The sequence below is a fragment of the Pseudidiomarina terrestris genome (genome assembly GCF_030466405.1).
Classification (GTDB): Bacteria; Pseudomonadota; Gammaproteobacteria; order Enterobacterales; family Alteromonadaceae; genus Pseudidiomarina; species Pseudidiomarina terrestris.
Genome location: NZ_JAGGJF010000004.1, coordinates 13,136 through 37,960, shown reverse-complemented (window position 1 = coordinate 37,960; position 24,825 = coordinate 13,136). Strand labels below are relative to the sequence as shown.

The following is a 24,825-nucleotide window of genomic DNA, read 5'->3' as shown; positions in this document are numbered from 1 at the left end:
AGTTTTCATGAACAAGATGTTGAAGTTAGTGAGCATTGCATGGCTGGCAATCGCAAGCAGCGTAGTCTCAGTGCAAGCCAACGAAGTGCTCGACCGGGTCGCTGTCATCGTTAATGACGGTGTGATTCTGCAAAGCGAAGTCGAAGCCATGTTGGCTCAGATCAAGCGTAACGCCGCTGAACAAGATATCAGCCTACCCGGTGATGAAGTGCTGCGGGTACAAGCGATCGATCGCCTGGTGTTGCAGGAAGTCCAGCTTCAAATCGCCCGTCGTGCCGGTATTGAGGTGAGTGATGCGCAACTTGAACAAACCATTCAAGGCATCGCTCAGGAATCCAACATGAGTGTTGATGAGCTGCGTAACGAGATTGAGCGTCTGGGCAGTTCCTGGTCGAGCTACCGTGAATCAGTGCGCAAAGAAATGCTGCTAGGTGAAATTCAGCGCGGCGCCGTACGCGAGCGGGTTTATATCTCACCACAGGAAATTCAGAATCTGTCTGAGATGCTGGACGAAGTCAACAGCCAGGAAGTCGAGTACCGGTTGAGCCACATTTTGGTGGGTTTACGTGACGGCAGTGGCGGTGACGAAGTCCAGGACGCACGCGAGCGTGCTGAACAGCTGTTAGATGTTCTGCGTAACGGTGCTGATTTTGCCGAGACAGCAATTTCCGCATCGTCGGGCTCACGCGCACTGGAAGGTGGTGATTTGGGCTGGATGAATATTAATGCGATGCCAACGTTATTCGCAGAAGCCGTGCGTGGTAAGCGCGAAGGCGACCTGATTGGTCCGATTAAAAGTGGTGTTGGTTTTCATATTCTGAAAGTTGCCGACACTCGCGGTTTAGAAACTGTTGAAGTGGAAGAAGTGAATGCCCGGCATATTCTGCTGCAACCTTCTGTGATTCTCTCTGACAAACGTGCCCGCGAGAAGCTGACCGAGATTCGTGCGCAAATCGTCGCCGGTGAAGCGACCTTCGAAGAGATGGCGCGTGAGCATTCCTCTGACCCGGGTTCAGCGAGCCAGGGCGGTGAATTAGGCTGGTCGCAAACCGATGTCTATGACCCAGCCTTTAAGCAGGTCGTCGATAGCTCCGAGATCGGTGTCATTAGTGAGCCTTTCAAATCACAGTTTGGCTGGCACATCGTTGAAGTTCTCGACCGCCGTGTTCAGGACGCCACCGAGCGGAGTAAACAAAACCGCGCGTATCAGTTACTGTTCCGTCGTAAATACCAGGAAGAGCTGGAAAACTGGCAACAAGAGATCCGTGACCAGGCGTATATTGAACAGGTCATTAAATGAGTTTAAAACGTATCGCCTATAGTTCCGGCGAGCCGGCCGGCATCGGTCCTGACATTGCACTGTATTTAATGCAAGAGATGGCCGCGAAGCAATGGCCCTGTGAACTGGTGGTACTGGGTAACAAACAACTCCTACAAGACCGGGCTGAACAGCTCGGTCTTGTCGTTTCCTGTGTCGACTATGACGCTGAACGGCCCCCGCAACTCTGGCCCAGCGGAACTCTGGTGGTCGCCGAGCATGAACTTGGCGCACCCGTGCAGGCCGGGCAGTTGGATAGTGCCAATAGTGCCTATGTACTGAGCCTGCTACGCCATGCTGGCGAAGGCTGCATGCAAGGCGAATTTGATGCCATCATGACCGGCCCCGTTCACAAAGGGGTGATTAACGATGCTGGCATCGCCTTTAGTGGTCATACGGAGTTCTTCGCTGAGCTTAGCCACACCAAACAAGTGGTCATGATGCTGGCCACTGAAGGTCTTCGTGTTGCCCTGGTAACCACTCACCTGCCCTTGAGTCAGGTTCCGGCAGCTATTACCCAGCCGCTGGTGGAGAGTGTGACCAAGATCGTAGCAACAGAATTGCGCCAGCGCTTTCAGTGCAGCTCGCCCAAATTACTGATGTGTGGCCTTAACCCGCATGCCGGCGAACAAGGCCATCTCGGCCGGGAAGAGATCGAACACATAGAGCCAGCGCTCGCAGCCTTGCAGTCGCAGGGTATCGAGGTAAGCGGCCCATGGCCGGCTGACACCGTATTTCAACCCCATTATTTAGCCAACGCCGATGCTGTCATCGCCATGTATCACGATCAAGGGTTACCCGTGCTAAAATACCGGGGCTTCGGCAATGCCGTGAATATCACCCTCGGCCTGCCTTTTGTTCGCACCTCGGTGGATCACGGCACTGCCCTCGATAAAGCGGGCACCGGCGCAATTGACATCGGCAGTGCCTGCTACGCTTTAGAGACCGCCTTAACCATGGTAACGGAATGACAAAAACGCATTTGGGACATCGCGCACGTAAGCGCTTTGGACAAAACTTCCTGCACGACACCTTTGTGATTGACGCTATCGTTGATGCAATCAATCCGCAAAAAGACGAGCAGTTGCTTGAGATCGGCCCTGGCCTTGCAGCACTTACTGAGCCGGTCTGCGACCGCATTGATCACCTGACCGTGGTCGAGCTTGACCGTGACCTTGCTGATCGCCTCGAACAGCATCCGTTCTTGCAGCAAAAGCTGACGGTCTATCGTGGTGATGCGCTGAAAACAGATTTTCGTCAGTTCCAACAAGACGGACAAAAACTGCGCGTGTTCGGCAACCTGCCGTACAACATTTCAACGCCGATTATTTTTCACTTACTCGACCAGGTCGACGCGATTAGCGATATGCATTTCATGCTGCAAAAAGAAGTGGTCGAGCGTCTGGCAGCACAACCTGGTACTAAAGCTTATGGTCGCCTGACCGTGGCAGTGCAACAAGCCTGTGCCGTTTCGCCGGTGCTGACGGTGCCTGCCGGCGCCTTCACCCCGCCACCTAAAGTGGAGTCGGCAGTGGTACGGTTAACTCCGTATGCGGAGCCACCCCACCCGGTGCACGACTTTAAAACCTTGCAGAAACTTTGTCTGGTTGCCTTTAACCAGCGCCGTAAGACCATCCGCAACAACTTAAAACAGCATTTCTCTGATGCACAACTTGAGGCGCTGGGAATCGACCCGGGCACACGTCCGGAAACATTATCCGTGGCCGACTATTGTCGGCTCGCCAATTGGTATTACGAAAACGAAGGTGCTTTATGAGTGACATACGTATTGAGGTTCAAACTCACTATCTTGCTGCCCAATCAGCACCGGATAATGGTCAGTATGTTTTTGCCTACACCATCACCATCAGTAATGATGGCGCCCAAGCGGTGCAACTGCTGAATCGTGCCTGGCGCATCACCGATGCGGATCACAAAATCACCCGGGTCGCCGGTGACGGCGTAGTCGGTCAGCAGCCTCACATAGCCCCGGGCGAATCCTTCAGCTACACCAGCGGCACCGTGCTCGCTACACCGATCGGTACAATGGAAGGACATTACGGTATGGAAGCTGCTGATGGCTCGAAATTTGAGGTTACTATCCCGTCATTCCGTCTGGCTGTGCCTAATATTCTGCACTAACACCGGAGCTTTGTATGGCACGCTATTTTGTCGGAGATCTGCAAGGCTGTGTGACCCAGCTCGACGAATTGCTGGCACAGGTCAACTTCGATCCACGCTTTGATGAACTCTGGTGCGTCGGCGACATCGTTGCCCGCGGCCCGGACTCACTGGCCTGCCTGCAACGCTTGCGTGACCTGGGTGAAGCAGCAAAGTGCGTGCTCGGCAATCATGACTTGAATTTACTTGCGGTGCTGACTGGGGTGCGCAAGGCCAACCCGAAAGACAAGCTGGATGCCATTCTCGCGCTTCCTAAAGCTGAACAACACGAGTGGATTGAATTTCTGGTGCAACAACCGCTGATGCGCCAGGTCGATGATGTCGTAATGACCCATGCTGGCATCTATCCGCAGTGGTCTTTAGCGCAAGCTGCGGCGCTAGCCGAGGAAGTCCGCGCGAGTCTGCAGCGTGCCTGGCGACACCGCAAGCTGGCCCAGTGGCTGGATAAAATGTACGGCAATGAGCCGACCTGCTGGTCATCGACATTGCAGGGCCCCGAGCGGATCCGCTTTATTATTAATGCCTTCACGCGTATGCGCTTTATCGACGAGAATCACTGCCTGGAGCTAGATACTAAAGGAGCGCCAGATGCCGACACTCGGGAGCGGGGACTAATACCGTGGTTTGAAACCTGGCAACCACAACCCATGACCCTGATGTTCGGGCATTGGGCTGCCTTACAAGGTCATACTGGTCGTGACGATGTGATTGGTCTGGAAACAGGCTGCGTATGGGGCGAAACAATGACCCTGCTGCGCTGGCCCGAAGGCCAGCGTTGGCAGGCAGAAAATCCTGAAGGTGCGGATTAAGCGACACCTAAGCTACAGTAATCCGCGCAAACTTACGTTTGCCAACCTGATAGACCGCCGTAGTGCCGGCTGCAATCATTTGTTTGGTATCGGTGACCTTCTCGCCATCCACCTTCACCGCACTTTGTTTAATCATCCGCATCGCATCAGAGGTGGAGTTGACCAGCTGAGCTTCTTTAAGCAAGTGGCAAATACCGATTTCGCCAGCCTCAGTGTTAAGCTCAAGTTCAGGCATGTCATCAGGGATCGCATTTTTACTAAAGCGCTGCACAAAATCCTGCTCTGCTGCCTCGGCTGCTTCGGCGTCATGAAAGCGGGTGATAATCTCTTTTGCCAGCAGCACTTTATAATCACGAGGGTTAGCGCCTGCGCTGACCGCCTGCTTGAACTGTGCAAGTTCTTCCAGTGGCCGGAAGCTCAGCAATTCAAAGTAGCGCCACATCAGCTCGTCCGAGACCGACATCAACTTACCGAACATATCGTTGGCGGGCTCAGTGATGCCAACGTAGTTGCCAAGCGACTTCGACATCTTCTGCACCCCGTCAAGGCCCTCAAGCAAAGGTACCATGATCACCGTTTGGGGGATCTGACCCTCATCTTTTTGTAGTTCACGGCCCATCAGCAAGTTGAAGCGCTGATCGGTACCACCGAGTTCCACATCGGCACGCAGTGCCACGGAATCCCAGCCTTGTACCAGCGGGTACAAAAACTCATGAATGGCAATGGGCTGCCCGGAAGCGTAACGCTTCTTGAAGTCATCCCGTTCCAGCATACGCGCAACGGTCTGACGCGCCGCCAGTTTGATCATGCCGTCCGAGCCTAACTCATTCATCCATTCTGAATTGAAACGAATTTGGGTTTTTGCCGGATCGAGAATCTTAAAGACCTGTTCTTTATAGGTTTGCGCATTGGCAATTACATCGTCACGCGACAAGGGTTTACGGGTGACATTTTTACCCGTTGGATCGCCGATCATGCCGGTGAAATCACCGATAAGAAAAACGATCTCATGGCCGAGATCCTGAAACGCCCGCATTTTATTGATTAAAACCGTATGGCCAAGGTGTAAATCTGGTGCGGTTGGATCAAAACCGGCCTTGATCACTAAAGGTTTACCTTTTGCGAGCTTATCCTTAAGTTCGTCGGCGAGCAGAATTTCTTCTGTGCCGCGGGCTATCTCTGCAAACGCATCCGCCGCTGATTTTGTCATTACTTTCATACTCCTGAGCTGTCGACCGTGACGCGGGAAGGGCTATCAAACGTTGCATTGTATGCTATTTGAGACGGTCTTTTAAGCGGAAATAAAGGTAAAGCGACTGGAAAAACGTTGCACTTCGTATTATTCTGCCAAAAGAACTATGGGAAATAGGGTTCCCAGTGCGCTAACTTCAGGAAGTATATGAAGGTATTAACTACTAGAATGGCAGGTGTTTTAAAGCAACTGCCACGACGTCACCAGCTCTTACTGTCGGGGGTTTGCCTCGCGACGCTAATTGTCATGTTGCTGCCATCCGAGCCAGCGACCGCGTCGCGTAATACCTCCGATCCCAAACTTGCCGATAAACAGTTGATTCTGGGCGAGCGTCTCGAAATTCCGCTCACCCTGAAGGACACAGTGACTGCCCCAGCCGCGCAGGAATTGCAGCTAAAGCCAGCCGTAGATTCTACCGCAGCCGCTGAAACGGTCGCCGTAGAGGAACCTGCAGAGCCTGCTGTGCACTGGAGCGGTTATGAAGTTAAGTCCGGAGATAGTCTGGCACGTATTTTCGATGTCATGGGCTTCTCACCGCAACAGCTCTATCGGGTTACGCAAGATAAGCAAGCAAACAAGTACCTGCTGAAGCTGCATCCGGGCGATACCCTGCGCTTTGCCAAGAATGCTGAAGGCGAGCTGCTGCAGCTGGCCTACCAAATCAGTCCTGTGGATACCCTGATCGTGAGCCAGACCACGAAGGGCTACGCCAGTGAAATCGACACTAAAGAAGTGCAGATTCAGGAAGCCTTTGCCTTTGCTGAAATCGATTCAAGCTTCTGGAACGCAGGTATTAATGCGGGCCTGACCGAAAATCAAATCATGAGTATCGCCAATATTTTTGGTTGGGACATCGACTTTGCACTCGACCTGCGTAAGGGTGACGAGTTCTCGGTCATCTTTGAAAAAGAGTACGTTGACGGTGAGTTCGTCGGTTATGGCCGAGTTCTGGCCGCCGAGTTTGTCAATCAGGATCGTAAATTCCAGGCGATTTTACACAGCAACGGCGACTACTACGCGGTGAATGGCAACGCCATGCGTAAATCATTTCTACGCTCGCCGGTGAAATTTACCTATATAAGCTCTAGCTTTAATCCGCGCCGCCTGCACCCTGTTACCGGTCGGGTCCGTCCCCACAATGGGATTGATTACGCTGCCAATGTCGGCACACCGGTTATGTCCTCAGGTAGCGGTAAAGTCATTGCCAGCGCCTACAACAATCTGAACGGCAATTACGTGTTTATCCAGCATGGCGAGCGCTATGTCACCAAGTACCTGCACCTGAGCAAGCGCACGGTGAAACGTGGCGATCGGGTCAAGCAAGGCGACTTGATTGGCCGTGTTGGTGCAACCGGCCGTGTCACCGGTGCTCATCTGCATTACGAATTTTTGGTAGATGGTGTGCATCGTAATCCGCGCACCGTCAAATTCCCTGAGGCCGAGTCACTGACCGCCAGCGAAATGCCAGAGTTCAAGCAAATTGCTGACCAACGTTTAGCGATGCTGGCAGATAACAGACGCGTCTTCCTGGCCATGCGCTGAGCATGAGCGAACAGCTTTACATCGGTTTAATGTCAGGAACCAGCATGGACGGCCTTGATGCCGTCCTTGTTGATTTTAGCGGCGAACAACCGCAGCTTCTGCAACACTACTCCCAGGCACTTCCGCCGCACCTCAAGGCAGAGTTTCAAGACCTCTGTGCCCCCGGTACTAATGAACTGCACCGACTCGCTACTGCGGATCGGCAATTTGCCGAATACAGTGCTGAGGTGGTGTTGGCATTGCTCGAGCAGGCTCAACTGTCAGCCTCAGCCATTGCAGCCGTGGGCAGCCATGGTCAGACCGTACGCCATATGCCTGACGCACTGACGCCCTACACTTTGCAACTCGCTGATCCCAATACGCTTGCCGCACTAACGGGAATTGCCGTCGTCGCAGACTTCCGCCGCAAAGACATTGCCTTAGGTGGTCAGGGAGCCCCGCTGGTACCTGCTTTTCACGAGGCCTTGTTTAAAACGCGTCTGGCAGAAGACTGTCCAACGGCGGTGCTTAACCTCGGCGGCATTGCGAATATTACTTTGTTCGCAGCCAACGGCGGTGAGGTCACCGGCTTTGACACCGGACCGGCCAACACGCTCCTCGACCTTTGGTATCAACTCCACCACCCAGACGCAGCGCAAAGCTACGATCCGGAAGGCAGTTATGGTGCCAGTGGCAAAGTGATTCATGAGCTGCTTGCGGCTATGCTTGCCGACGATTACATCCAGCAGGCACCTCCGAAAAGCACCGGCCGCGAGTACTTTAATTACAACTGGCTAATGAGCTATCTTGAGTCTGCAAATGGCTCAGATAGCGGGTGGCGGAGTGAGGACATTCAGGCAACCCTGGCAGAATTTACCGCTGCCACGGTCGCTCACGGCCTGCAGCAAGCCAGCCCGACACCGGTCCATAGCGTTTTTGTTGCCGGTGGTGGAGCTTTTAACCAGCATTTATTAGGCCGCTTAGCGGCGCACTATCCCGAGGCTCAGTGGCGTAGTGTTGCTGCCTTAGGGGTAGACCCGCAACAACTGGAAGCGATGGCGTTTGCCTGGTTAGCGCGCCAGTTTATGCTCGGTTTACCAGGCAATATGCCGGCAGTGACGGGCGCCAGCCGCGCCACTGTACTCGGTGGTCTTTACTTACCTTAATGACGTTGTATCAGGCTAAGCTTTGGCTCTTAAGCCTGCAGCTTCGCAAAAGCATCACGGGTAAGATTTTCATTGTTGCCATCAGCACCTACCACGATACTGTCTTCAATACGCACACCGCCGTAAGGGCGTAACTCAGCGATACGCTCCCAGTTCAGTTCTTTGGCATCAGCATGTGCTTCAAGCAGCTGATCGACGACGTAAAGACCGGGTTCAATGGTGAAGACCTGTCCTTCTTCTACCGGGCGTAACAAACGCAGGAACGGATGGCGTGGGTCGCGGTCGTACGTATCCCCGCGATCATTGCGAAGGAAGCCACCCACATCATGCACCTGCAGGCCAATAAAGTGACCCAGCCCATGAGGGAAGAATGCGCTGCTGAAGCCCTGTTCATAAATGCTCTCTGCTGAGCCTTCCACAAAACCAAAATCACTCAGAATCTGGGCAATTTTCAGGTGCTGGGAGACATGCAACTGATAGTAATCGACACCAGGCTTGATCTCCTTCAGCAACGCTTGCTGCGCATCATCTACCGCTGTCACTAAATCGGCAAAGAAGCCCTCATTACGGGCGTATGTGCGGGTGATATCCGCGCAGTAACCACGATAGGTGGCGCCAGCATCAATTAAGAATGAACGGCTTTCGGCAGGAGCTTGGGTCTCGTACACATCGTAATGCAAAATGGCGCCATGCTCATTCAGGCCGACAATACTGTTGTAAGGCAGCTCGCTTTCACGGAAGTGAATCGCGGCAAGATAGGCATGGTGAATTTCCAGCTCACTCTTGCCCGCTAAAAACGCATCACGGGCCGCCAGATGAGCGTAGGCTGCGCGCTCGTTTGCCACGCGCAGGTTCTCCAGTTCCCATTCAGTTTTCAGAGCACGGTGAAAGTGCAGGTGGTCGATGAGATCTTGTGGATTGCGTGCTTTCACGTTCCAGCTGGCCACTGGCTCGGCAAAATCTTCGCCGATGAAAGCAGCATCCTGGAGTTTACTGCCTAACTGTGCGGTCAGTTTGGAAAGGTCGTCGATGACCACCAGCTCTACGTGCTCCTGCCACTCAGCCGGCTCGATAGTGACAGGTGCATGCCAGAAATCGCGAGCCTGGAACAGGAACAGTACCGGCTTTTGGCCGCGCTCATAGAAAATTGCACTCTTTGGGCTTGCTGTGACCGGCAGCCAGTATTTGAATAATGGATTTACTTTGAAAGGGGCTGGATTATCGTCCAAAAACGCTACCCGCGGTTGGCCCGCGTAAACCAGAACGGAATCGAAATTGGTTGCTGCCAGGGCTGCGTCGAAACGGGCCTGAACTGTGGCAATATGTGCCGCGTAAGAACTCATAGAATACCTCCCCTACAAATGAAGAAGGCATTCTAACGTAAAGCTAAGCGGAAGGCATCACTCGTCCGTTAACGAGTGCAGATAAGAGGTTAAACGGCGAAACTCGCACCACAGCCACAGGTCGTGGTGGCGTTGGGATTATCGACAAAGAAGCGGGCGCCTTGCAAACCTTCTTCGTAATTGACTGTACCGCCAACCAGATATTGCAGGCTCATGGGATCGACCACCAGAGTCACGCCGTTTTTTTCGATTTCCATATCACCGGCGTTCACTTTTTCGTCAAAAGTGAAGCCATACTGAAAGCCCGAACAGCCCCCACCAGTTACGTAAACACGCAGCTTCAACGCAGGATTCTCTTCATCTGCGATCAGGGTCTTCACTTTATTTGCTGCTGCCTCAGTAAATTGGATAGGCATCGCTTGCGCTGCATCAGTCATTCGTTTACTACCTCCGATGATTAGAACGCTATTTTCTCGTACCTGAGTAAAAGGGTCAAGTATTGCAGTCGGACTATGACTGCAGCTCACTCCATAAAAACGTGCGCTCAAGCAGTGTATTTCCACTTCCCTGTACATTTACGCGTACAGTAATGCTCTCTGGCTCAAAGTTATCGGGTAATCTGAAGCTCCCTGTCTGGACTTTGAAATAACGCATGCTGAATTCTTTGTCAGCCGCTGGCAGCTCTGCCAGCTCAAATACATCCAGGACCACTCTGCTACCGTCCAACAGGCCATGCAAGCTGACATTCAGCGTGCCTTTGACACCGCCGCGCTGCCGATCCGTTTGCACGACCGCAAGACGAAACTGATAATGCTCTGGCTGGCGTAACGAATAAAGCTCAAAAGCATCGATGACCACCCCTTGCGCTTCCAGTTCCGGAGCCATGATCTTCTGATAAAAGGCCAACTCTCGTTTGAGCGCCATTGACTCATCCTGACCCGCAATAAGATCGCGTTCCAGCTGTTCACTGGCGGCGCGCTCGATGCCAAGCTCAACTTCAGCAATATGCTTTTGATAATCCGTTGTTTCGGCTTGTTCATAAAGCTGCTCGACTTGCAATTCAAGGTCGTTTACCCGGCTCAGCAAATACCAGTTTTGTCCGGCGCCGATCAGGTAACCCAGCACGAAAGCGCTGATCACAACCACAGCAATTAAGCCAAACTTTTGCTTCTCATTCATAGCAGCTCTTCATATCATGGAACGCATGTTATGCTACGCAGCTTAAAAGGATTAAACAATGACTTTACTCTGGGTAAAAGCCCTCCACATCATTTTTATGGTGGCCTGGTTCGCCGGAATTTTCTATCTGCCGCGCTTATTTGTCTATCACGCTCAGACCGAGTCGGCAGAAGTGAGCGCACAACTTAAAGTTATGGAGCGCCGCTTACTTTATTTTGTCACCCCCTTTGCCCTGCTGACATTGGTCTTCGGGGTCTGGTTAATTATCGCCTATGGTAGCGCCTGGTTCTCTGCCAGCGGCTGGATGCATATCAAACTGCTGCTGGTGATTCTGTTATATGGCTACCACCTGTATTGCTTTAAGTTGCTGGCGGATTTTGCCAATGACCGCAACCGCCGCAGCCACAAGTTTTACCGTATCTTCAATGAAGTACCGGTATTCGCTTTGTTTGCCATTGTGTTACTGGCGATACTGAAGCCATTTTGAGTGCCAACATTCTTTTTGGCGCCACTATCTGCTAGTATAACGGTCCAGTGTTTGATCAACTTTTCGCTACTCTTTTCGTAACTCGCTGAGGCTGCAACACATGAACTTCACTGGCGCCAACATTCTTTCTGTTGACCAATTCAATCGTGACAGTATTGACGACATTTTCGAAGTGGCAGACCGTATGTTGCCCTATGCCCGTCGCCAAAAACGCACCCGCGTACTTGACGGTGCCATTCTCGGAAACCTGTTTTTTGAACCTTCTACCCGTACCCGCGTAAGTTTCGGTACCGCGTTTAATCTACTCGGTGGCGAAGTTCGTGAAACCACGGGTATGGAGAGCTCAGCTCTGGCGAAAGGCGAATCCCTGTACGATACCGCTCGCGTGCTCAGTAGCTACAGTGACGTTATCGCCATGCGCCACCCCAAATCAGGGGCGGTTGCAGAATTTGCCGAGGGCAGCCGGGTGCCGGTCATCAACGGGGGCGATGGCGCCAACGAACACCCGACCCAGGCGCTGCTGGATTTGTACACCATCAAAAAAGAACTCGCCTACCACGGCCATACGGTTGATGGCATGCATATCTGTATGATGGGTGACCTCAAGTTTGGGCGAACCGTACATTCCTTGTCACGTCTGCTGGCCCTTTATGACAATGTCCGCTTTACCCTGATCTCACCGCGCGAATTAATGATGCCAGATAGTGTCATGAGCGTGCTGACCAATGCCGGTCATGAAATCAATGTCACTGATCAGGTCAGTGGCAGCTCCGATGCTGATATTGTTTATCAGACCCGGATCCAGCAGGAACGTTTTACCTCGCCACAGGAAGCTGATCAGTACCGTGGCAAGTTTCGTCTGAACAGCGAGATCTACACCAAACATTACAAGCCCAACACCGTTATCATGCATCCTTTGCCGCGCGATTCCCGCGCTGAAGCGAACGAACTTGATAACGATTTGAACCAAAATCCCAATTTGGCCATATTCCGTCAAGCCGACAATGGCGTTCTTATCCGTATGGCGTTATTTGCGCTCACTCTTGGTGTTGCTGACCAGGTTCAGGACTACGAGTGTGAAGTCAACTGGTTCAGCGACAAGCGCAACGTCTAACTTATCGTAAAAGAGGATCACGATGTCTCGATCTGAAGATTTATTTGCTCAAGCCCAGCTCGCCATTCCTGGCGGCGTTAATTCCCCTGTGCGTGCCTTCAACGGAGTTGGTGGTTCGCCGATCTTCATCGAGCGTGCTGACGGCGCTTATATGTACGATGCTGACGGCCAGCGCTACATTGACTACGTTGGCTCATGGGGCCCGATGATTTTAGGCCACAACAATGCTGCGATTCGCGAGGCGACTCACGCTGCTGTCGACCGTGGCCTGAGCTTCGGTACCCCGACCTCCAGCGAAATTACTATGGCCGAGAAAATCAAGGCACTGGTACCCTCCATTGAGAAAGTTCGCATGGTGAACTCCGGCACCGAAGCGACCATGACGGCTATCCGTCTGGCACGTGGTTTTACCGGGCGCGACAAGATTTTGAAATTCGAAGGCTGCTATCACGGTCACGCCGATGCCCTGTTAGTCAAAGCGGGCTCAGGCCTGCTGACTCTGGGCGTGCCAAACTCGCCCGGCATCCCGGAAGACTTCGCCAAACATACGCTGACGGTGACCTTTAACGACATCGAGTCGGTCCGCCAGATCTTTGCTGAACACGGACAGGATATTGCGACCATTATCGTTGAGCCGGTGGCCGGCAACATGAATTGTATCCCTCCTGCCCCCGGCTTCCTGGAAGGTTTACGGGAAGTTTGTGACGAGTACGGCAGTGTCCTTATTTTTGACGAGGTGATGTCAGGTTTCCGCGTTGCCCGTGGCGGTGCCCAGGAGTACTTCAATGTGATTCCTGATCTAACCACTCTGGGTAAAGTGATTGGCGGTGGTATGCCCGTCGGCGCATTCGGTGGTAAGCGCGAGATTATGGATTATATTGCGCCGGTAGGGCCCGTCTATCAGGCCGGTACCCTGTCAGGGAACCCAGTGGCTATGGCGGCAGGTCTTGCCGCACTGTCACAACTTGACGATGAAGCGCTTTACCCACAACTAGACGCCAAGGTTGAACGTTTGGTAACCGGTATGCAGGAACGCGCTGATGCCGCAGGTATTCCATTTACCACCAATCGCGCAGGCTCAATGTTTGGTTTCTTCTTCAGCACTGATGCAGAAGTCACCAGCTACGCCCAGGCAACCCAGTGTAATATGGAACACTTCCGTAAGTTCTATCACAGCATGCTCAAACAGGGGATCTATCTGGCTCCATCAGCGTTTGAAGCAGGCTTTATGTCGGCGGTCCATAGCGATGCCGATATCGACGCCACTCTGGATGCCGCCAGCAACGCCTTTGCTGAATTAAAACAAGGCTAACCCAGCCTGCTCAGAATGGACCGCATGGTGGAGGAGCGCTAATTAAATAGCTTCTCCCACCACGCGCGTTCGTCGATTTCTCCGTCACAGTTCACCTGCTCAGGTAGTGCCTGAGGGTACGCCGGGAAACGACGTTGGGATGGACAATCCAGCGGTATTGCTACACCTGTTTGCGGATGAAATGCAGTAAGCTGCAAAGGTGCCGGAGGCTGAGTTGCCAAAGGCCGCACGCCGAGCTGACTGAAAATTTCGGCAACGACTGGCAACGCACCGGAGCTACCGGTTAGATGAATCGGCTGATTGTCATCCCGGCCCAGCCACACGGTGACCAGTTTGTCCTCATCATAAGCTACGAACCAGCTATCGCGGTAATCATTGGTGGTGCCACTCTTGCCTGCCAGTGCATCGCTGCCAAACAGCGCAGCTAGTGCCTTGCCGGTTCCCTCGTTAATCACGCCGCGCAGGCCGTAATTCACCAGCGCCGTCGTCACCTCATCAAAAACTTCATAACCTGCCGGCGGGCGCCGTTGATAAAATTCAAGACCGCGATGGTCCGTCAACGCCTGTATGGTCGCATAGCTGCGATAGCGTCCCTGTTGCGCCCACACTCCATAAAGCTCACTGACTTGCAGCGGAGATAACTCCACCGACCCCAGAGCCAGCGAAGGTACACTTGGAATCGGAGTATCCACTCCGGCGGCCTGCAGTTTATCGACCACAGCGGGAATACCTACACTCAAGCCGAGCCGGACCGCCGGCAAGTTGCGCGATTGCGCCAGCGCATCGTACAGCATCAAGCTGCCCTGGAACTTGCCGTCGTAGTTGGCTGGACGCCAGGTACTGCCGTCCGCTTCCTGTAACTCCAGCGGCTGATCTTCAACAATGGTTCCCAGGTGGAAGCTGTTTTTTTGGGCCAATGCCAGGCCATAAATCGTGGGTTTGATGAGTGAACCCACCTGGCGAATCGCCATGCTGGCCCGGTTAAAGCCAAACTGCTGTGGTTGCCGGTCGCCCACCAAGGCCACCAGACTTGCATTATCAGGCTCGGCAATCACCACCGCCGCCTGTAATTCCTCGGCTTTACTCAGACGCGGCAGCTGACTCGCCACACTGGCCTCAGCAATTTGCTGTGCCAGCGGATCAAAATAGGTGAATACCCGCAGTCCTTGTTGGGCCCAGTCTTCAGGGACATTGAGCTGGCTCAGCTCTTGTTTCACCTGCGCCAGGTAGTGTGGCGCCCAGGTCTGACCCACCCCTGGCCCTTTCGGAGCGACCAGTGTGGTATCCAGAGCCGTCAGATAAGCCGGTTGGGATAATAAATTCTCGGCAAACATGAGCTGCAGAATCATGTCCCTGCGCTTTTTTACCCGCTCGGGGTAACGGTGGGGATTGTAATACGAAGGACCTTTGACGATAGCCACCAGTAAGGCCATTTCCGCAGGTTCGAGCTCTTCCACAGATTTGCCAAAATAATAGCGGCTGGCCAGGCCCACGCCATGAATCGCCCGGCCACCGTCCTGACCGAAATAAATTTCGTTAAAGTAGGTTTCGAGGATTTCGTTCTTACTAAAGCGAAAATCGATGATCAATGCCATCAACGCCTCGTTGGCTTTTCGCCAAAGCGTTTGCTCCCGCGTCAGATAAAGGTTCTTCACTAGCTGCTGGGTCAGGGTGCTGCCACCTTGTACGGTTTCCATTGCCGCAAGGTTGGCCAGTGCCGCACGTCCAATGGAGCTTAGGGAGACCCCGGCGTGATGGTAAAAGTCACGATCTTCAACCAGCAATAAGGTTTCTATGAGCAAGTTTGGCACGCGTTCAAGCCCCACCAGCAGGCGGTCCTCGCCTTGGTCACCGGTGACCTGTCCAAGCACTAAGGGATCCAGCTGAAATTGGCTTAACATGCGCCCGTCTGGCAGGCTGCGTAGACTTGCCACCCGGCCATTGGCAAAACTGACACGAACCTTTTGTGCCATTGCCGGGCCGCTGGCAAAATCAAAGGGGCGGCGGTGGATTTCCAGCTGATCGCCTGAGCGACGGTAACTGCCGCTCGCAGCAGTGGTGGCACTTTGCTGATAGCGTAATTGGGTTAATTCTGCCAGCACCTGCGACATACGCAATGGTGCGGTGGGCTCCAGGGTCAGGGGCCGCGCATAAACAATAGCTGAAGCCTGATAACGCTCGCTGGCGAAGCGTTTGGTCAGCGAGCTGTCGAGGTATATGGCATAAAAGCCAAGCGTAATCAGCACCACAAGGGCGAGCTTGGCCAGAGTCACTAGCAAAAAGCGCATCAGCATCCGTCTTCTGTTATCAGAGACCCACTAGGATACTTTGGTTTTTGTTGATGTGTACCCTTTTCGCGAGAATTTTCATTAAATTTAATCTGCACCTTTATCCTGCTCAGCCCGCCTGCCGCGGCGTTGTACACAAATCCGTCGTGCTCATCTTATTCGTTGTTCTGCAGAAACTTTTTGGTTTTGCGCGTCGCTTGCGCCTGCACCGGATCGTCGGGCCAGGGATGCTTGGGATAGCGGCCTTTCATTTCTTTTTTCACCTGCTGATAGGAGTTTTGCCAAAAGCTTGCCAGATCACTGGTACGCTGCAACGGCCGGCCCGCGGGTGAAAGTAACTCGAGCATGAGTGTAACCTTGCCCTGACACAGGGCGGGGGATGCTGGCGTGCCAAACACCTCTTGCAGCTTTAGCGCTACTTTCGGCGGTGTACTGGTATAGTCGATGGCGTGGCGATGGCCACTGGGAGCGTGCCAGTACTGTGGACAAAGATGCTCTAACAGTTGTTCCTGCTGATAGCTGAGCCGCGCCTTTAAGGCGGCCTGTGGCGACCAGAGTCGCAGCTGCTCGAGATCCTTAATGTTCTGCCAATAAGGTGCGGCCCAGTGCGCCAGCTCAGCCAGTAATGGACGCTGCTCGAAATCGGGCCAGTGGCCGTGTTCGCTCTCCGGCAAATAACGCTGCGCTAATCTGAGGCGCGCCAATAAACTGGCCGCGGAGTCCCAGTCCAGCGCAGCAGACGGCTGTTGCTGCACGTAATCCACCAGTAGTTGTACGCGCTCGTCGTGGGTCGGTTGAGTTTGTGCAGCACGCTGCGCTACGGTTAACACGCCCAGGCGTTGTACCTCGACCACCTCAAAACGCTGCCGGGGCCCGCTCAAGCGCAGCTCCTGCTGCCACGCCAGGGTCAGGGCCGGATGCCGAAAATCGCTCTCAGCCAGCGGTAGCACACAGCCAATAATGGCATCTGCCTGAGCTTCACTGAAGTTCATGGTTAACACCAGCAGCCACTCTCCTCCAACACGATGATCGCCATGATGAAAGCGTGCACCGCCACCGTAGGCAAGACGATAATGAGTACCGGCTTCACCACGACACTGGGCGATCCGATCGGCAAAGCCCCACAGCGCAAGCTCTGCGGCAAGTGGCGCAGCAACCTGGGTCACTACGGGTTTGACCCGCAACTTCTGACACCAGAATTGCCAGCGTTTGCGTGCCTCGCCCTGCAACTGGTTTGCGGTTAACGGGAACTGTTCCGGTTGCCGTGGCGGCTGTTCAAGCTGCGCCAGCACTAATGCTGCCGCACCGCGTTGCTCCGCAGAAGCCTGCTCAACGGCGACGGCGATCCTGGCCAGGCGTGGCTCCGCACCATACTCAGCGACGCGTTTCCCAAGTGCGGTCAAATGCAAAGTGCCATCAATGACACCGAGCGCCTGCAAGTGCTGTTGCGCGACCTCCACATGCACAGGGTTTGCCGGCGACAGAAACTGCATCTCGGACAGCTCAGTGCCCCAGCGTTTTGCTTCCAGTGCGGCACCACTCAGGTCGTCGGTCAGCAGCGCCGGCTCATCGTAGTCGCGCATACTGTGTTCTTCATTCTGGCTCCATAAACGAAAACATTGACCAGGACCAAGCCGCCCTGCGCGGCCGGCGCGTTGAGTTGCCGCGGCCTTACTGATCCGCTGTGTCTGCAGACGGCTGACGCCATGCCGCGGATGAAACACCGAGCGCCGCTCACGGCCACTGTCGACCACCACGTCGATGCCGGGAATGGTCAGGCTGGTTTCGGCGATATTGGTGGCTAGCACAACTTTCTTTTGACCTTCAGGGAGTTCACCAAGTGCTGCGCGTTGCGCCGCTAAGGGCAATTGCCGGTGCAAGGGCAGTACCTCGGCTGGCAGCTGCAAGCGTTGCTGTAACTGCTGGATTTCGCGCCAGCCGGGCAGGAACACCAGTACGCCTTGCGCGGCGCTCTGCAGTGCCTCGCTAATCACCTGCACACTATGCTGTAACCAGTCGTTAGCGACCTTTGGCGGGCGATAATGCACGCTGATAGGATGCTGTCGTCCGGCACTTTGCAAGACTCTGGCATCCTCACCCAGCCAGCTGGCAATGGTCTCAGCCGGCAGCGTTGCAGACATGATCAGAACGCCCAGGTCTGGCCTTAAAGGCAAGGCTTCGAGCAACATCGCCAGCCCTAAGTCACTGAATAAGTTACGCTCATGGAACTCGTCAAAAAGCACCACAGCAACATCACTGAGCTCGGGATCCTGTTGCAGGTATTGTACGAAAATACCTTCAGTGATCACCATCAGCTGGGTGTTCGCCTGCGCGCGGCGCTCGCCACGGACGTGATAGCCGACGCGCTGGCCAACAGATTCACCCAGCTGCTCGGCCAGATAGTGGGCAATGGCAACCGCCGCCAGGCGCCGCGGTTGCAGCAGCAGAATGCGCCGGCCTTGCCAGTCGCCCTGTTGCAGTAAAGCTAAAGGTAAGTAGGTAGATTTGCCGGCGCCGGGCGGCGCCTGCAAGACAAGTTTGCTACCTTTAAGCTGCGCCAGAACCTCAGGAACCAGCGCAGCGACAGGTAGTTCTTGCGGGCCGCTCACTTAGTCGTTAAGCAAGGCAGCGATGGTCCGCACACCAAGCGCGGTCGCACCTGTTGCCCACATTGCATTGGCATTGTTTTGATAAGCTCCGGCAATGTCAAAATGCAGCCAGCCTTTACCTTCATTTGGCGCAAAGCGCAGCAGGAAGCCCGCAGCATTACTTGCGCCAGCAGCGCCGCCGCCTTTCTGTGGTCGGCTGTTCGCGCAATCGGCGAAGGCGGACGGGGTATTCTCCTTATGCCAGCGGTTCAGCGGCAACCGCCAGAGGTTTTCCCGCTGTTGCGCCGCCGTTGCAAGAGCTTTATTGGCAAGTTCATCGTCGACACTAAAGAGTGCGTTGTATTCATTACCTACCGCCATCTGAGCGGCACCCGTCAAGGTGGCAGCATCCAGCACCAGCTTAGCATTGACCTCGCCCGCGTATTGCAGGCCATCAGCCAGCACCAGACGGCCTTCAGCATCGGTATTGACGACTTCCACGGTCGTGCCATTTTTATAGGTGATCACATCCCCTAGCTTGTAGGCGGTGCCATCAATCAGGTTCTCGGCACAGCAAAGTACCAGCTGCACCCGCTTTTGCAGGCCTTGCTGTATCGCCAGCCCTAAAGCACCAGCAACCGTGGCCGCACCACCCATGTCACACTTCATCGCCAGCATGCCTTCACTGGATTTAATGCTGTAACCACCGGAGTCAAAGGTAATGCCCTTACCGACCAGCACCGCATCAACAGGGGCACTGTCTTGCTGACTCGGGTTATAGTCCACAATCAACATACAAGGCTTATGCTTACTGGCACGACCCACGGTGTGAATACCCACCCAGCCTTCATCCAGCAGTTCATCGCCGGAGATGACCCGGCTGCTGACGTGCTCAGGGGCAATGGCTTCAAGCTTTTCGGAGACGCGCTTAGCCAGTGACTCCGGGTAAATATCTGCCGGAGGTAAGTTGGTCAGCTCGCGCGACCAGTTCACCAGCTCACGCATCGAGGTTAAGGTTTGTGCATCACCCGCAAACTCGATGGAGTTGGTACTGCGGGTGTCGGTATAGCCGTTAGCGAATGCCCATTGCCGCTCAAAATCCCAGTCATCGCCGGCCAGTTTGACTTTGCTCACGCCCAGTGAGTCAAGCTGACGTCCTGCTTTTTGAACTTTGCGTAAGTTTTCCGCTTCGTCGCTACCGACGTAGATGGTTGCGCCCTTTTCACCCATGATGACCGCGGCGCTCTTTTTCCACGCAGCGTCTGAAAACTCTTGTTGAACAATAAATACAGCTAATGCAGTAGACATGCTTTACAGCTCCCATTAAGGTTGCGAATCAATTTGAGTATATCCTATGCAAAGTATATGAGGCTGGCAATGCAGTTTGACAACCCTTTACGCGAGGCTTTTTTAGTGCGCAGGTACAAGCGCTTTCTGGCCGATGTCTATCATCCGGACTGGCCTGAGTACGCTGCAGCGGAAACCCCCTTAACAGTCCATTGTCCGAATACCGGGGCCATGACTGGCTGTGCTGAACCGGGAATGCGGGTCTGGTTAAGCGACTCCAATAACAGCAAACGCAAATACCGCTACACCTGGGAACTTGCCGAAACCTCCAGCGGTGCCGGTATTTGTGTCAACACCCAGCGCGCCAATACCGTCGTCGGGGAGGCTTTACAGCTAGGCTTACTGAAGTCCCTTGGCCCGCTGCAGGAGCTGCGTGCCGAACAGCGTTACGGTTACGATAACCGCAGAATTGACTGGCTGGCCCGGGACGCTCAGGGGCAGCAGGTGTTCATTGAAGTGAAAAGCGTCACCCTGGCTGAACAGCGACAAGGCTACTTCCCGGATACCGTTAGCAAGCGAGCAAGTGAACACTTACTGAGTTTAATAGATATGTGCCGCGACGGACACCGGGCAGCGGTAGTCTACTGTGTGCTTCATGGCGATGTGAAGAGTGTACAAGCCGCGGCCCACTGCGATCCTGCTTACGCTGAATTAACCCACAAAGCAAAGCAGTCAGGGGTTGAATTCTATGCATTACAGACCGATATCACGCCACAGGGTATCCGCGCCATTGGCGAACTTCCGAGCAAATAAAATTGCGCAGGGGTTGGCTTTCTGGTATATGTACCGACCTTTTTTGACGAATCATCTCATACAGGAGATCCACAATGCCTCAAGGAACGCCCAAAAAAGCCCATGGCATTCTGGCACAAGCTGGCTTAGAGCCTTATCAGGAAAAGCCAAACGAAGAATATATGAACGAAAAGCAGCGCGACCACTTCCGTAAAATTCTGGAAGTATGGCGCAACCAGCTGCGTGAGGAAGTGGATCGCACCGTGCATCACATGAAAGATGAAGCGGCGAACTTTCCTGACCCGGTCGACCGTGCTGCACAGGAAGAAGAATTCAGTATTGAGTTACGCACCCGTGACCGCGAGCGTAAGCTGATTAAAAAGATTGAAAAGACACTACAGAAAATTGAAGCCGACGATTTTGGTTTCTGTGATTCCTGTGGCATCGAAATTGGTATTCGCCGACTTGAAGCGCGCCCTACCGCCGATCTCTGCGTGGACTGCAAAACCCTCGCGGAAATCAAAGAGAAGCAAATGACTGGCGCCTGATATGGCGACCGGCCTCCCGTATTGCGGACGCTTTGCCCCGACCCCGTCGGGGCCTCTTCATTTTGGTTCTTTAGTCGCTGCAGTTGCAAGTTACCTCGACGCCAAAGCCCATGACGGACGCTGGCTGGTGCGTATCGAAGATGTCGATAAACCCCGTGCAGTCGCTGGTGCCAGCGACACCATTTTACGCCAGTTGGAACAGCATGGCCTGCTGTGGGATGGCGAGATCTGGTATCAGTCGCAGCGCGATGCCGCTTATCAGCAAGCTCTCGAAACACTTCGTGCGCAAAGCCTGACTTATTACTGCACCTGCACCCGTAAACAAATTAAAGCGCGTGGCGCCCACTACACTGGCTACTGCCGCAGCCGTCAACGACCTGCCGCAGGCAGCGCCGAGCGTTTCCGTAATGACCAGCCCAGCCTGCAGTTCCATGACCGTATTCAGGGTGACGTCCAGCTGGAGCCGGTATTTGCGCGCGAAGACTTCCTTTTGTATCGTCGCGACCAGCTCTATACCTATCAACTGGCAGTGGTCGTTGATGACCATCAACAAGGCGTAACCGATATTGTTCGTGGTGCCGACCTGATGACCGCATCCAGCTGGCAACTTGCCCTCTGGCAACAGCTCAGCGAGCGTCGCCCCCGGCTTGCGCATGTCCCCTTAGCGCTTGATCCGGACGGTCGCAAACTGAGTAAACAGAACCACGCGCCAGCCCTGCGTGCAGACCAGGTGCCAGCGCAACTGCTGCGCGCCTTTGAATTTTTAGGCCTGACCGACATAGCAGCTGATGCGTCGCCTGCTGAGTTACTACAACAAGCAACCATAGCATGGCGGCTAAAGTACCTTTCCTGAAGCTTCAGTAACGGCTACAATACGCACATTGCACTACACCAAAGGTTTGATTAGGGAGACAAAACTATTATCAAACGCATCAAAGCCCTCGCCAAGAAAGCGATGCGGCAAGCCGAACCCAGTTCGGACTTACCTCGCAATATACTCGCGAAACCTTTGGTTATACCTCGCGATCAGCATCCGGTTTCGCGCAAAGATATTGCCGAGCCTGCTTTAAAGGTGCTGTACCGGCTGCACAATGCGGGTTATGAAGCCTTCTTAGTCGGCGGTTGCGTCCGTGACTTACTGCTTGGCATCCAACCCAAAGACTTCGACGTCGCTACCAGTGCCAAGCCTGAAGAAGTGCAAAAGTTATTCCGTAATTGCCGCTTAGTCGGCCGCCGCTTTCGTCTGGCCCATATTATGTTTGGCCGTGAAATCATCGAAGTAGCAACCTTCCGCGGCCACCACAGCGACAGCGAAGAAAACGCACAAGCGCAAAAACACGCCAAGAGTGATAACGAAGGGATGCTGCTGCGCGACAATGTCTACGGCAGCATAGAGGAAGACGCGCAACGCCGTGACTTCACCGTGAATGCTCTGTATTACAATATCGCCGACTTCTCAATTCACGATTTCGCCAACGGCGTGCGTGACATTGAAAACGGTGTATTGCGCATGATTGGCGATGCCGAGACCCGTTACCGGGAAGATCCGGTACGAATGTTGCGCGCCATTCGCTTTGCCACCAAATTATCCATGCGCATGGATGCCAGTGTTGCCGACCCTATTCGTCAGCATGCGGCACTTCTGCAAAACATTCCTGCGGCGCGACTGTTTGAAGAGTCGCTGAAGTTATTTACCGCCGGTAAGGCGCTGGCAAATTTCGAAATGCTTAGCGACTATCACCTGTTTCAGCAGCTATTCCCGCAACTCAAAAACTACTTAAAAGCACCTGAAGAATCGCCCTATCAGATGCTGCGTCAGACCTTCGCGGATACCGATGCGCGTCTGGCCAAAGGACTCAGCATTACCCCTGCTTATCTATTCGCAGCATTGCTGTGGTGGCCATTGCAGGCGCGCATGGAAGAGCTCATGTTTGAGAGCGGACTGCCACCAGTCGATGCCATGAACATCGCCGCGGCAGACGTCATTGGCCGCCAGATGCAAAGTATTGCAGTGCCGAAACGATTTACTATTCCCGCCCGTGAGATCTGGCAGTTACAGCAACGTCTGGAACGCGCCAAAGGGAAACGCGTCAAATCGCTGTTGGGCCACCCTCGCTTTCGCGCGGCCTATGATTTCCTGTTGTTGCGCGCGGCTACCGCTACGCCGCTTGAGCAAAAGAAACTCAACGAACTGGCACAGTTCTGGACCAAACAGCAGGAGCACACGCCAGCTGCACCTGCCAGCGACGAAGTGCGCCCTGCTAAACGCCGCGGTCGTCGCGGCGGCCGGCGACGTAAGAAGCCAGGCAGTTCATCAAGCTCATGAGCCAGGTCTACATTGCTCTGGGCGCTAACCTTGGTGACCCAGTGACAACTCTGCAACGTCTGCTCGAGCACTTGCGCGTGCAGCCTGAATTAAGCGCTATTCGCTGCTCGAGTTTCTATCGCAGCAAACCTATGGGCCCGCAGGATCAGCCCGACTACGTCAACGCCGTGTTTTACGCCGAGACGGACCTGGCACCACTTGCGTTACTGGATTACCTGCAACAGCTGGAAAGCCAATTCGGTCGTGTGCGCGGTCGCCGCTGGGGCGCTCGCACACTAGACCTTGATCTGCTGCTTTACAACGATGTCACCCTACAGCATGAACGCCTGCAAGTTCCCCATCCTGGGCTTGCCGAACGTGACTTTGTGGTACTGCCGCTGGCGGAAATCGCACCTGAACTGAGGTTACCGGATGGTCGTCCCGTCTCCGAGCTGCGTGCTTCCATGGCCAGTCATGACCTGATAAAAATTACCTGATACAATCAACATCTCTTTTGCCCGGCGTTAAGGACTCATCATGGCCGCAACTACCATTGCTAAACTCGCTAAAATGAAAGCCGAGGGCGACAAAATCACGTCCCTGACCGCTTACGATGCCTCTTTTGCAAAGCTGTTTGCGCAATGCGGTGTCGATTTTATGCTGGTCGGTGACTCACTTGGCAATACCATCCTCGGAGCCTCCAGCACCTTGCCGGTGACGACCGAAAATGTCGCTTACCATACCCAGGCAGTGCGCAACGGCGCACCCGAGGCGTTTGTCATCGCCGATATGCCATTCATGAGTTATGCCACGCCCGAACAAGCGTGTCTGGAAGCTGCCAAGCTGATGCGTGCAGGCGCGAATATGGTCAAGCTGGAAGGGGGTGACTGGTTGCTCGAAACTATCCATAAGCTGGTCGAGCGTAGTGTCCCCGTCTGTGCCCACCTGGGGTTAATGCCGCAATCAGTTAACGTACTCGGCGGCTACAAAGTGCAGGGTAAAGACGCCAGCGCGGCCGATAATACAGTCCGCCAGGCGCTGGCACTACAGGAAGCTGGTGCACAGATGCTGGTACTTGAATGTGTGCCGAGCTCGCTGGCCAAACGTATTACCGAAAAACTCAGCATTCCAACCATTGGCATAGGCGCCGGCCCCGAGTGTGATGGCCAGATCCTGGTCATGCATGACATGATTGGCCTCAACAGTGAGTACCTGCCCAAATTTGTGAAAGATTTCCTGGCTGAAGCCGGTAATCTTACAGCAGCAGTTGAATTGTATGTGCAGCAAGTCAAGGACGGTAGCTTCCCCGGTCCTGAGCATAGTTTTAAGGGTTAA

The 24,825-nt window shown here is 54.1% G+C and carries 23 protein-coding genes; 16 read left to right on the top strand and 7 right to left on the bottom strand.

The genetic code is table 11. The features are described from left to right. Nucleotides 1-7: 7 nt before the first annotated feature. From surA to J6J34_RS08875, 5 genes are read left to right on the top strand one after another with little or no spacing between them, the layout of a single operon-like run. On the top strand, nt 8-1,300 hold the full coding sequence (gene surA, locus J6J34_RS08895; RefSeq protein WP_301721579.1) for a peptidylprolyl isomerase SurA: 1,293 nt from the start codon (nt 8-10) through the stop codon (nt 1,298-1,300). Then, the gene (pdxA, locus tag J6J34_RS08890; RefSeq protein ID WP_301774903.1) at nt 1,297-2,289 is read left to right on the top strand and encodes a 4-hydroxythreonine-4-phosphate dehydrogenase PdxA; all 993 of its coding nucleotides are present in this window, start codon (nt 1,297-1,299) and stop codon (nt 2,287-2,289) included. Before surA ends, pdxA begins: the two co-directional genes overlap by 4 nt. After that, on the top strand, nt 2,286-3,095 hold the full coding sequence (gene rsmA / locus J6J34_RS08885; RefSeq protein WP_301898898.1) for a 16S rRNA (adenine(1518)-N(6)/adenine(1519)-N(6))-dimethyltransferase RsmA: 810 nt from the start codon (nt 2,286-2,288) through the stop codon (nt 3,093-3,095). The genes pdxA and rsmA overlap by 4 nt, the downstream gene beginning before the upstream one ends. Continuing rightward, nucleotides 3,092-3,460 carry a Co2+/Mg2+ efflux protein ApaG gene (gene apaG, locus J6J34_RS08880; protein ID WP_301721582.1) on the top strand — a complete coding sequence of 123 codons (369 nt, stop codon included), beginning with the start codon at nt 3,092-3,094 and terminating at the stop codon, nt 3,458-3,460. The genes rsmA and apaG overlap by 4 nt, the downstream gene beginning before the upstream one ends. 14 nt (nt 3,461-3,474) lie before the next feature. Further along, the gene (locus J6J34_RS08875) at nt 3,475-4,308 is read left to right on the top strand and encodes a symmetrical bis(5'-nucleosyl)-tetraphosphatase (RefSeq protein WP_301774905.1); all 834 of its coding nucleotides are present in this window, start codon (nt 3,475-3,477) and stop codon (nt 4,306-4,308) included. Nucleotides 4,309-4,315: 7 nt separating this feature from the next. Here the strand turns inward: J6J34_RS08875 and tyrS are convergent, their stop codons facing one another. Continuing rightward, nucleotides 4,316-5,518 (bottom strand): tyrosine--tRNA ligase, encoded by a 1,203-nt coding sequence (tyrS, locus tag J6J34_RS08870; protein WP_301721584.1) that lies wholly within the window; start codon nt 5,516-5,518, stop codon nt 4,316-4,318. A 189-nt stretch (nt 5,519-5,707) separates the two neighbouring features. Between tyrS and J6J34_RS08865 the strand changes: the two genes are divergently transcribed. Both J6J34_RS08865 and J6J34_RS08860 read left to right on the top strand, forming a co-directional pair. Next, on the top strand, nt 5,708-7,102 hold the full coding sequence (locus J6J34_RS08865; protein ID WP_301898896.1) for a peptidoglycan DD-metalloendopeptidase family protein: 1,395 nt from the start codon (nt 5,708-5,710) through the stop codon (nt 7,100-7,102). Nucleotides 7,103-7,104: 2 nt separating this feature from the next. Then, a complete protein-coding gene (locus tag J6J34_RS08860) occupies nt 7,105-8,247 on the top strand; it encodes an anhydro-N-acetylmuramic acid kinase (RefSeq protein WP_301898895.1) in 1,143 nt (380 codons plus the stop codon). Nucleotides 8,248-8,276: 29 nt separating this feature from the next. Here J6J34_RS08860 and pepQ read toward each other — a convergent pair whose 3' ends face one another. From pepQ to J6J34_RS08845, 3 genes are all read right to left on the bottom strand, one after another. Continuing rightward, nucleotides 8,277-9,590 (bottom strand): Xaa-Pro dipeptidase, encoded by a 1,314-nt coding sequence (pepQ, locus tag J6J34_RS08855; protein ID WP_301774908.1) that lies wholly within the window; start codon nt 9,588-9,590, stop codon nt 8,277-8,279. 89 nt (nt 9,591-9,679) lie between these two features. Then, complete coding sequence (erpA, locus tag J6J34_RS08850) at nt 9,680-10,027, bottom strand: iron-sulfur cluster insertion protein ErpA (RefSeq protein WP_301721587.1); 348 nt, start codon at nt 10,025-10,027, stop codon at nt 9,680-9,682. Between the two features lie 73 nt (nt 10,028-10,100). Next, nucleotides 10,101-10,769, bottom strand: coding sequence for a DUF6776 family protein (locus tag J6J34_RS08845; RefSeq protein ID WP_301898894.1), 669 nt, complete (start codon nt 10,767-10,769; stop codon nt 10,101-10,103). Nucleotides 10,770-10,827: 58 nt separating this feature from the next. Here J6J34_RS08845 and hemJ point away from each other — a divergent pair, with 58 nt between their 5' ends. The 3 genes from hemJ to hemL all read left to right on the top strand — a co-directional run bounded on the left by hemJ (nt 10,828) and on the right by hemL (nt 13,682). Next, nucleotides 10,828-11,256 (top strand): protoporphyrinogen oxidase HemJ, encoded by a 429-nt coding sequence (hemJ, locus tag J6J34_RS08840; protein ID WP_301836230.1) that lies wholly within the window; start codon nt 10,828-10,830, stop codon nt 11,254-11,256. 100 nt (nt 11,257-11,356) lie between these two features. Next, nucleotides 11,357-12,370, top strand: a complete 1,014-nt coding sequence (locus J6J34_RS08835; protein WP_301721590.1) for an aspartate carbamoyltransferase — start codon at nt 11,357-11,359, stop codon at nt 12,368-12,370. A gap of 22 nt (nt 12,371-12,392) precedes the next feature. After that, nucleotides 12,393-13,682 (top strand): glutamate-1-semialdehyde 2,1-aminomutase, encoded by a 1,290-nt coding sequence (hemL, locus tag J6J34_RS08830; RefSeq protein ID WP_301774909.1) that lies wholly within the window; start codon nt 12,393-12,395, stop codon nt 13,680-13,682. Between the two features lie 38 nt (nt 13,683-13,720). On the opposite strand, the gene mrcB is transcribed toward hemL, so the two are convergent. The 3 genes from mrcB to pepB form a co-directional block, all read right to left on the bottom strand. Next, nucleotides 13,721-15,970 carry a penicillin-binding protein 1B gene (mrcB, locus tag J6J34_RS08825; protein WP_301898892.1) on the bottom strand — a complete coding sequence of 750 codons (2,250 nt, stop codon included), beginning with the start codon at nt 15,968-15,970 and terminating at the stop codon, nt 13,721-13,723. A 155-nt stretch (nt 15,971-16,125) separates the two neighbouring features. After that, on the bottom strand, nt 16,126-18,579 hold the full coding sequence (hrpB, locus tag J6J34_RS08820) for an ATP-dependent helicase HrpB (RefSeq protein WP_301898891.1): 2,454 nt from the start codon (nt 18,577-18,579) through the stop codon (nt 16,126-16,128). Further along, nucleotides 18,580-19,866 (bottom strand): aminopeptidase PepB, encoded by a 1,287-nt coding sequence (gene pepB / locus J6J34_RS08815; RefSeq protein ID WP_301774912.1) that lies wholly within the window; start codon nt 19,864-19,866, stop codon nt 18,580-18,582. Between the two features lie 69 nt (nt 19,867-19,935). Between pepB and sfsA the strand changes: the two genes are divergently transcribed. The 6 genes from sfsA (at nt 19,936) to panB (ending at nt 24,825) form a co-directional block, all read left to right on the top strand. Then, nucleotides 19,936-20,658, top strand: a complete 723-nt coding sequence (gene sfsA / locus J6J34_RS08810) for a DNA/RNA nuclease SfsA (protein WP_301898884.1) — start codon at nt 19,936-19,938, stop codon at nt 20,656-20,658. 74 nt (nt 20,659-20,732) lie between these two features. Next, on the top strand, nt 20,733-21,185 hold the full coding sequence (gene dksA / locus J6J34_RS08805) for an RNA polymerase-binding protein DksA (protein WP_301721596.1): 453 nt from the start codon (nt 20,733-20,735) through the stop codon (nt 21,183-21,185). Nucleotide 21,186: 1 nt separating this feature from the next. Continuing rightward, the gene (gluQRS, locus tag J6J34_RS08800) at nt 21,187-22,038 is read left to right on the top strand and encodes a tRNA glutamyl-Q(34) synthetase GluQRS (RefSeq protein WP_301834690.1); all 852 of its coding nucleotides are present in this window, start codon (nt 21,187-21,189) and stop codon (nt 22,036-22,038) included. Nucleotides 22,039-22,140: 102 nt separating this feature from the next. Then, entirely contained in the window at nt 22,141-23,511 is a 1,371-nt protein-coding gene (pcnB, locus tag J6J34_RS08795; protein ID WP_301721598.1) for a polynucleotide adenylyltransferase PcnB, read from the top strand. After that, nucleotides 23,508-23,987, top strand: coding sequence for a 2-amino-4-hydroxy-6-hydroxymethyldihydropteridine diphosphokinase (folK, locus tag J6J34_RS08790; RefSeq protein ID WP_301721599.1), 480 nt, complete (start codon nt 23,508-23,510; stop codon nt 23,985-23,987). The genes pcnB and folK overlap by 4 nt, the downstream gene beginning before the upstream one ends. 40 nt (nt 23,988-24,027) lie before the next feature. Continuing rightward, nucleotides 24,028-24,825 carry a 3-methyl-2-oxobutanoate hydroxymethyltransferase gene (panB, locus tag J6J34_RS08785; protein WP_301721601.1) on the top strand — a complete coding sequence of 266 codons (798 nt, stop codon included), beginning with the start codon at nt 24,028-24,030 and terminating at the stop codon, nt 24,823-24,825.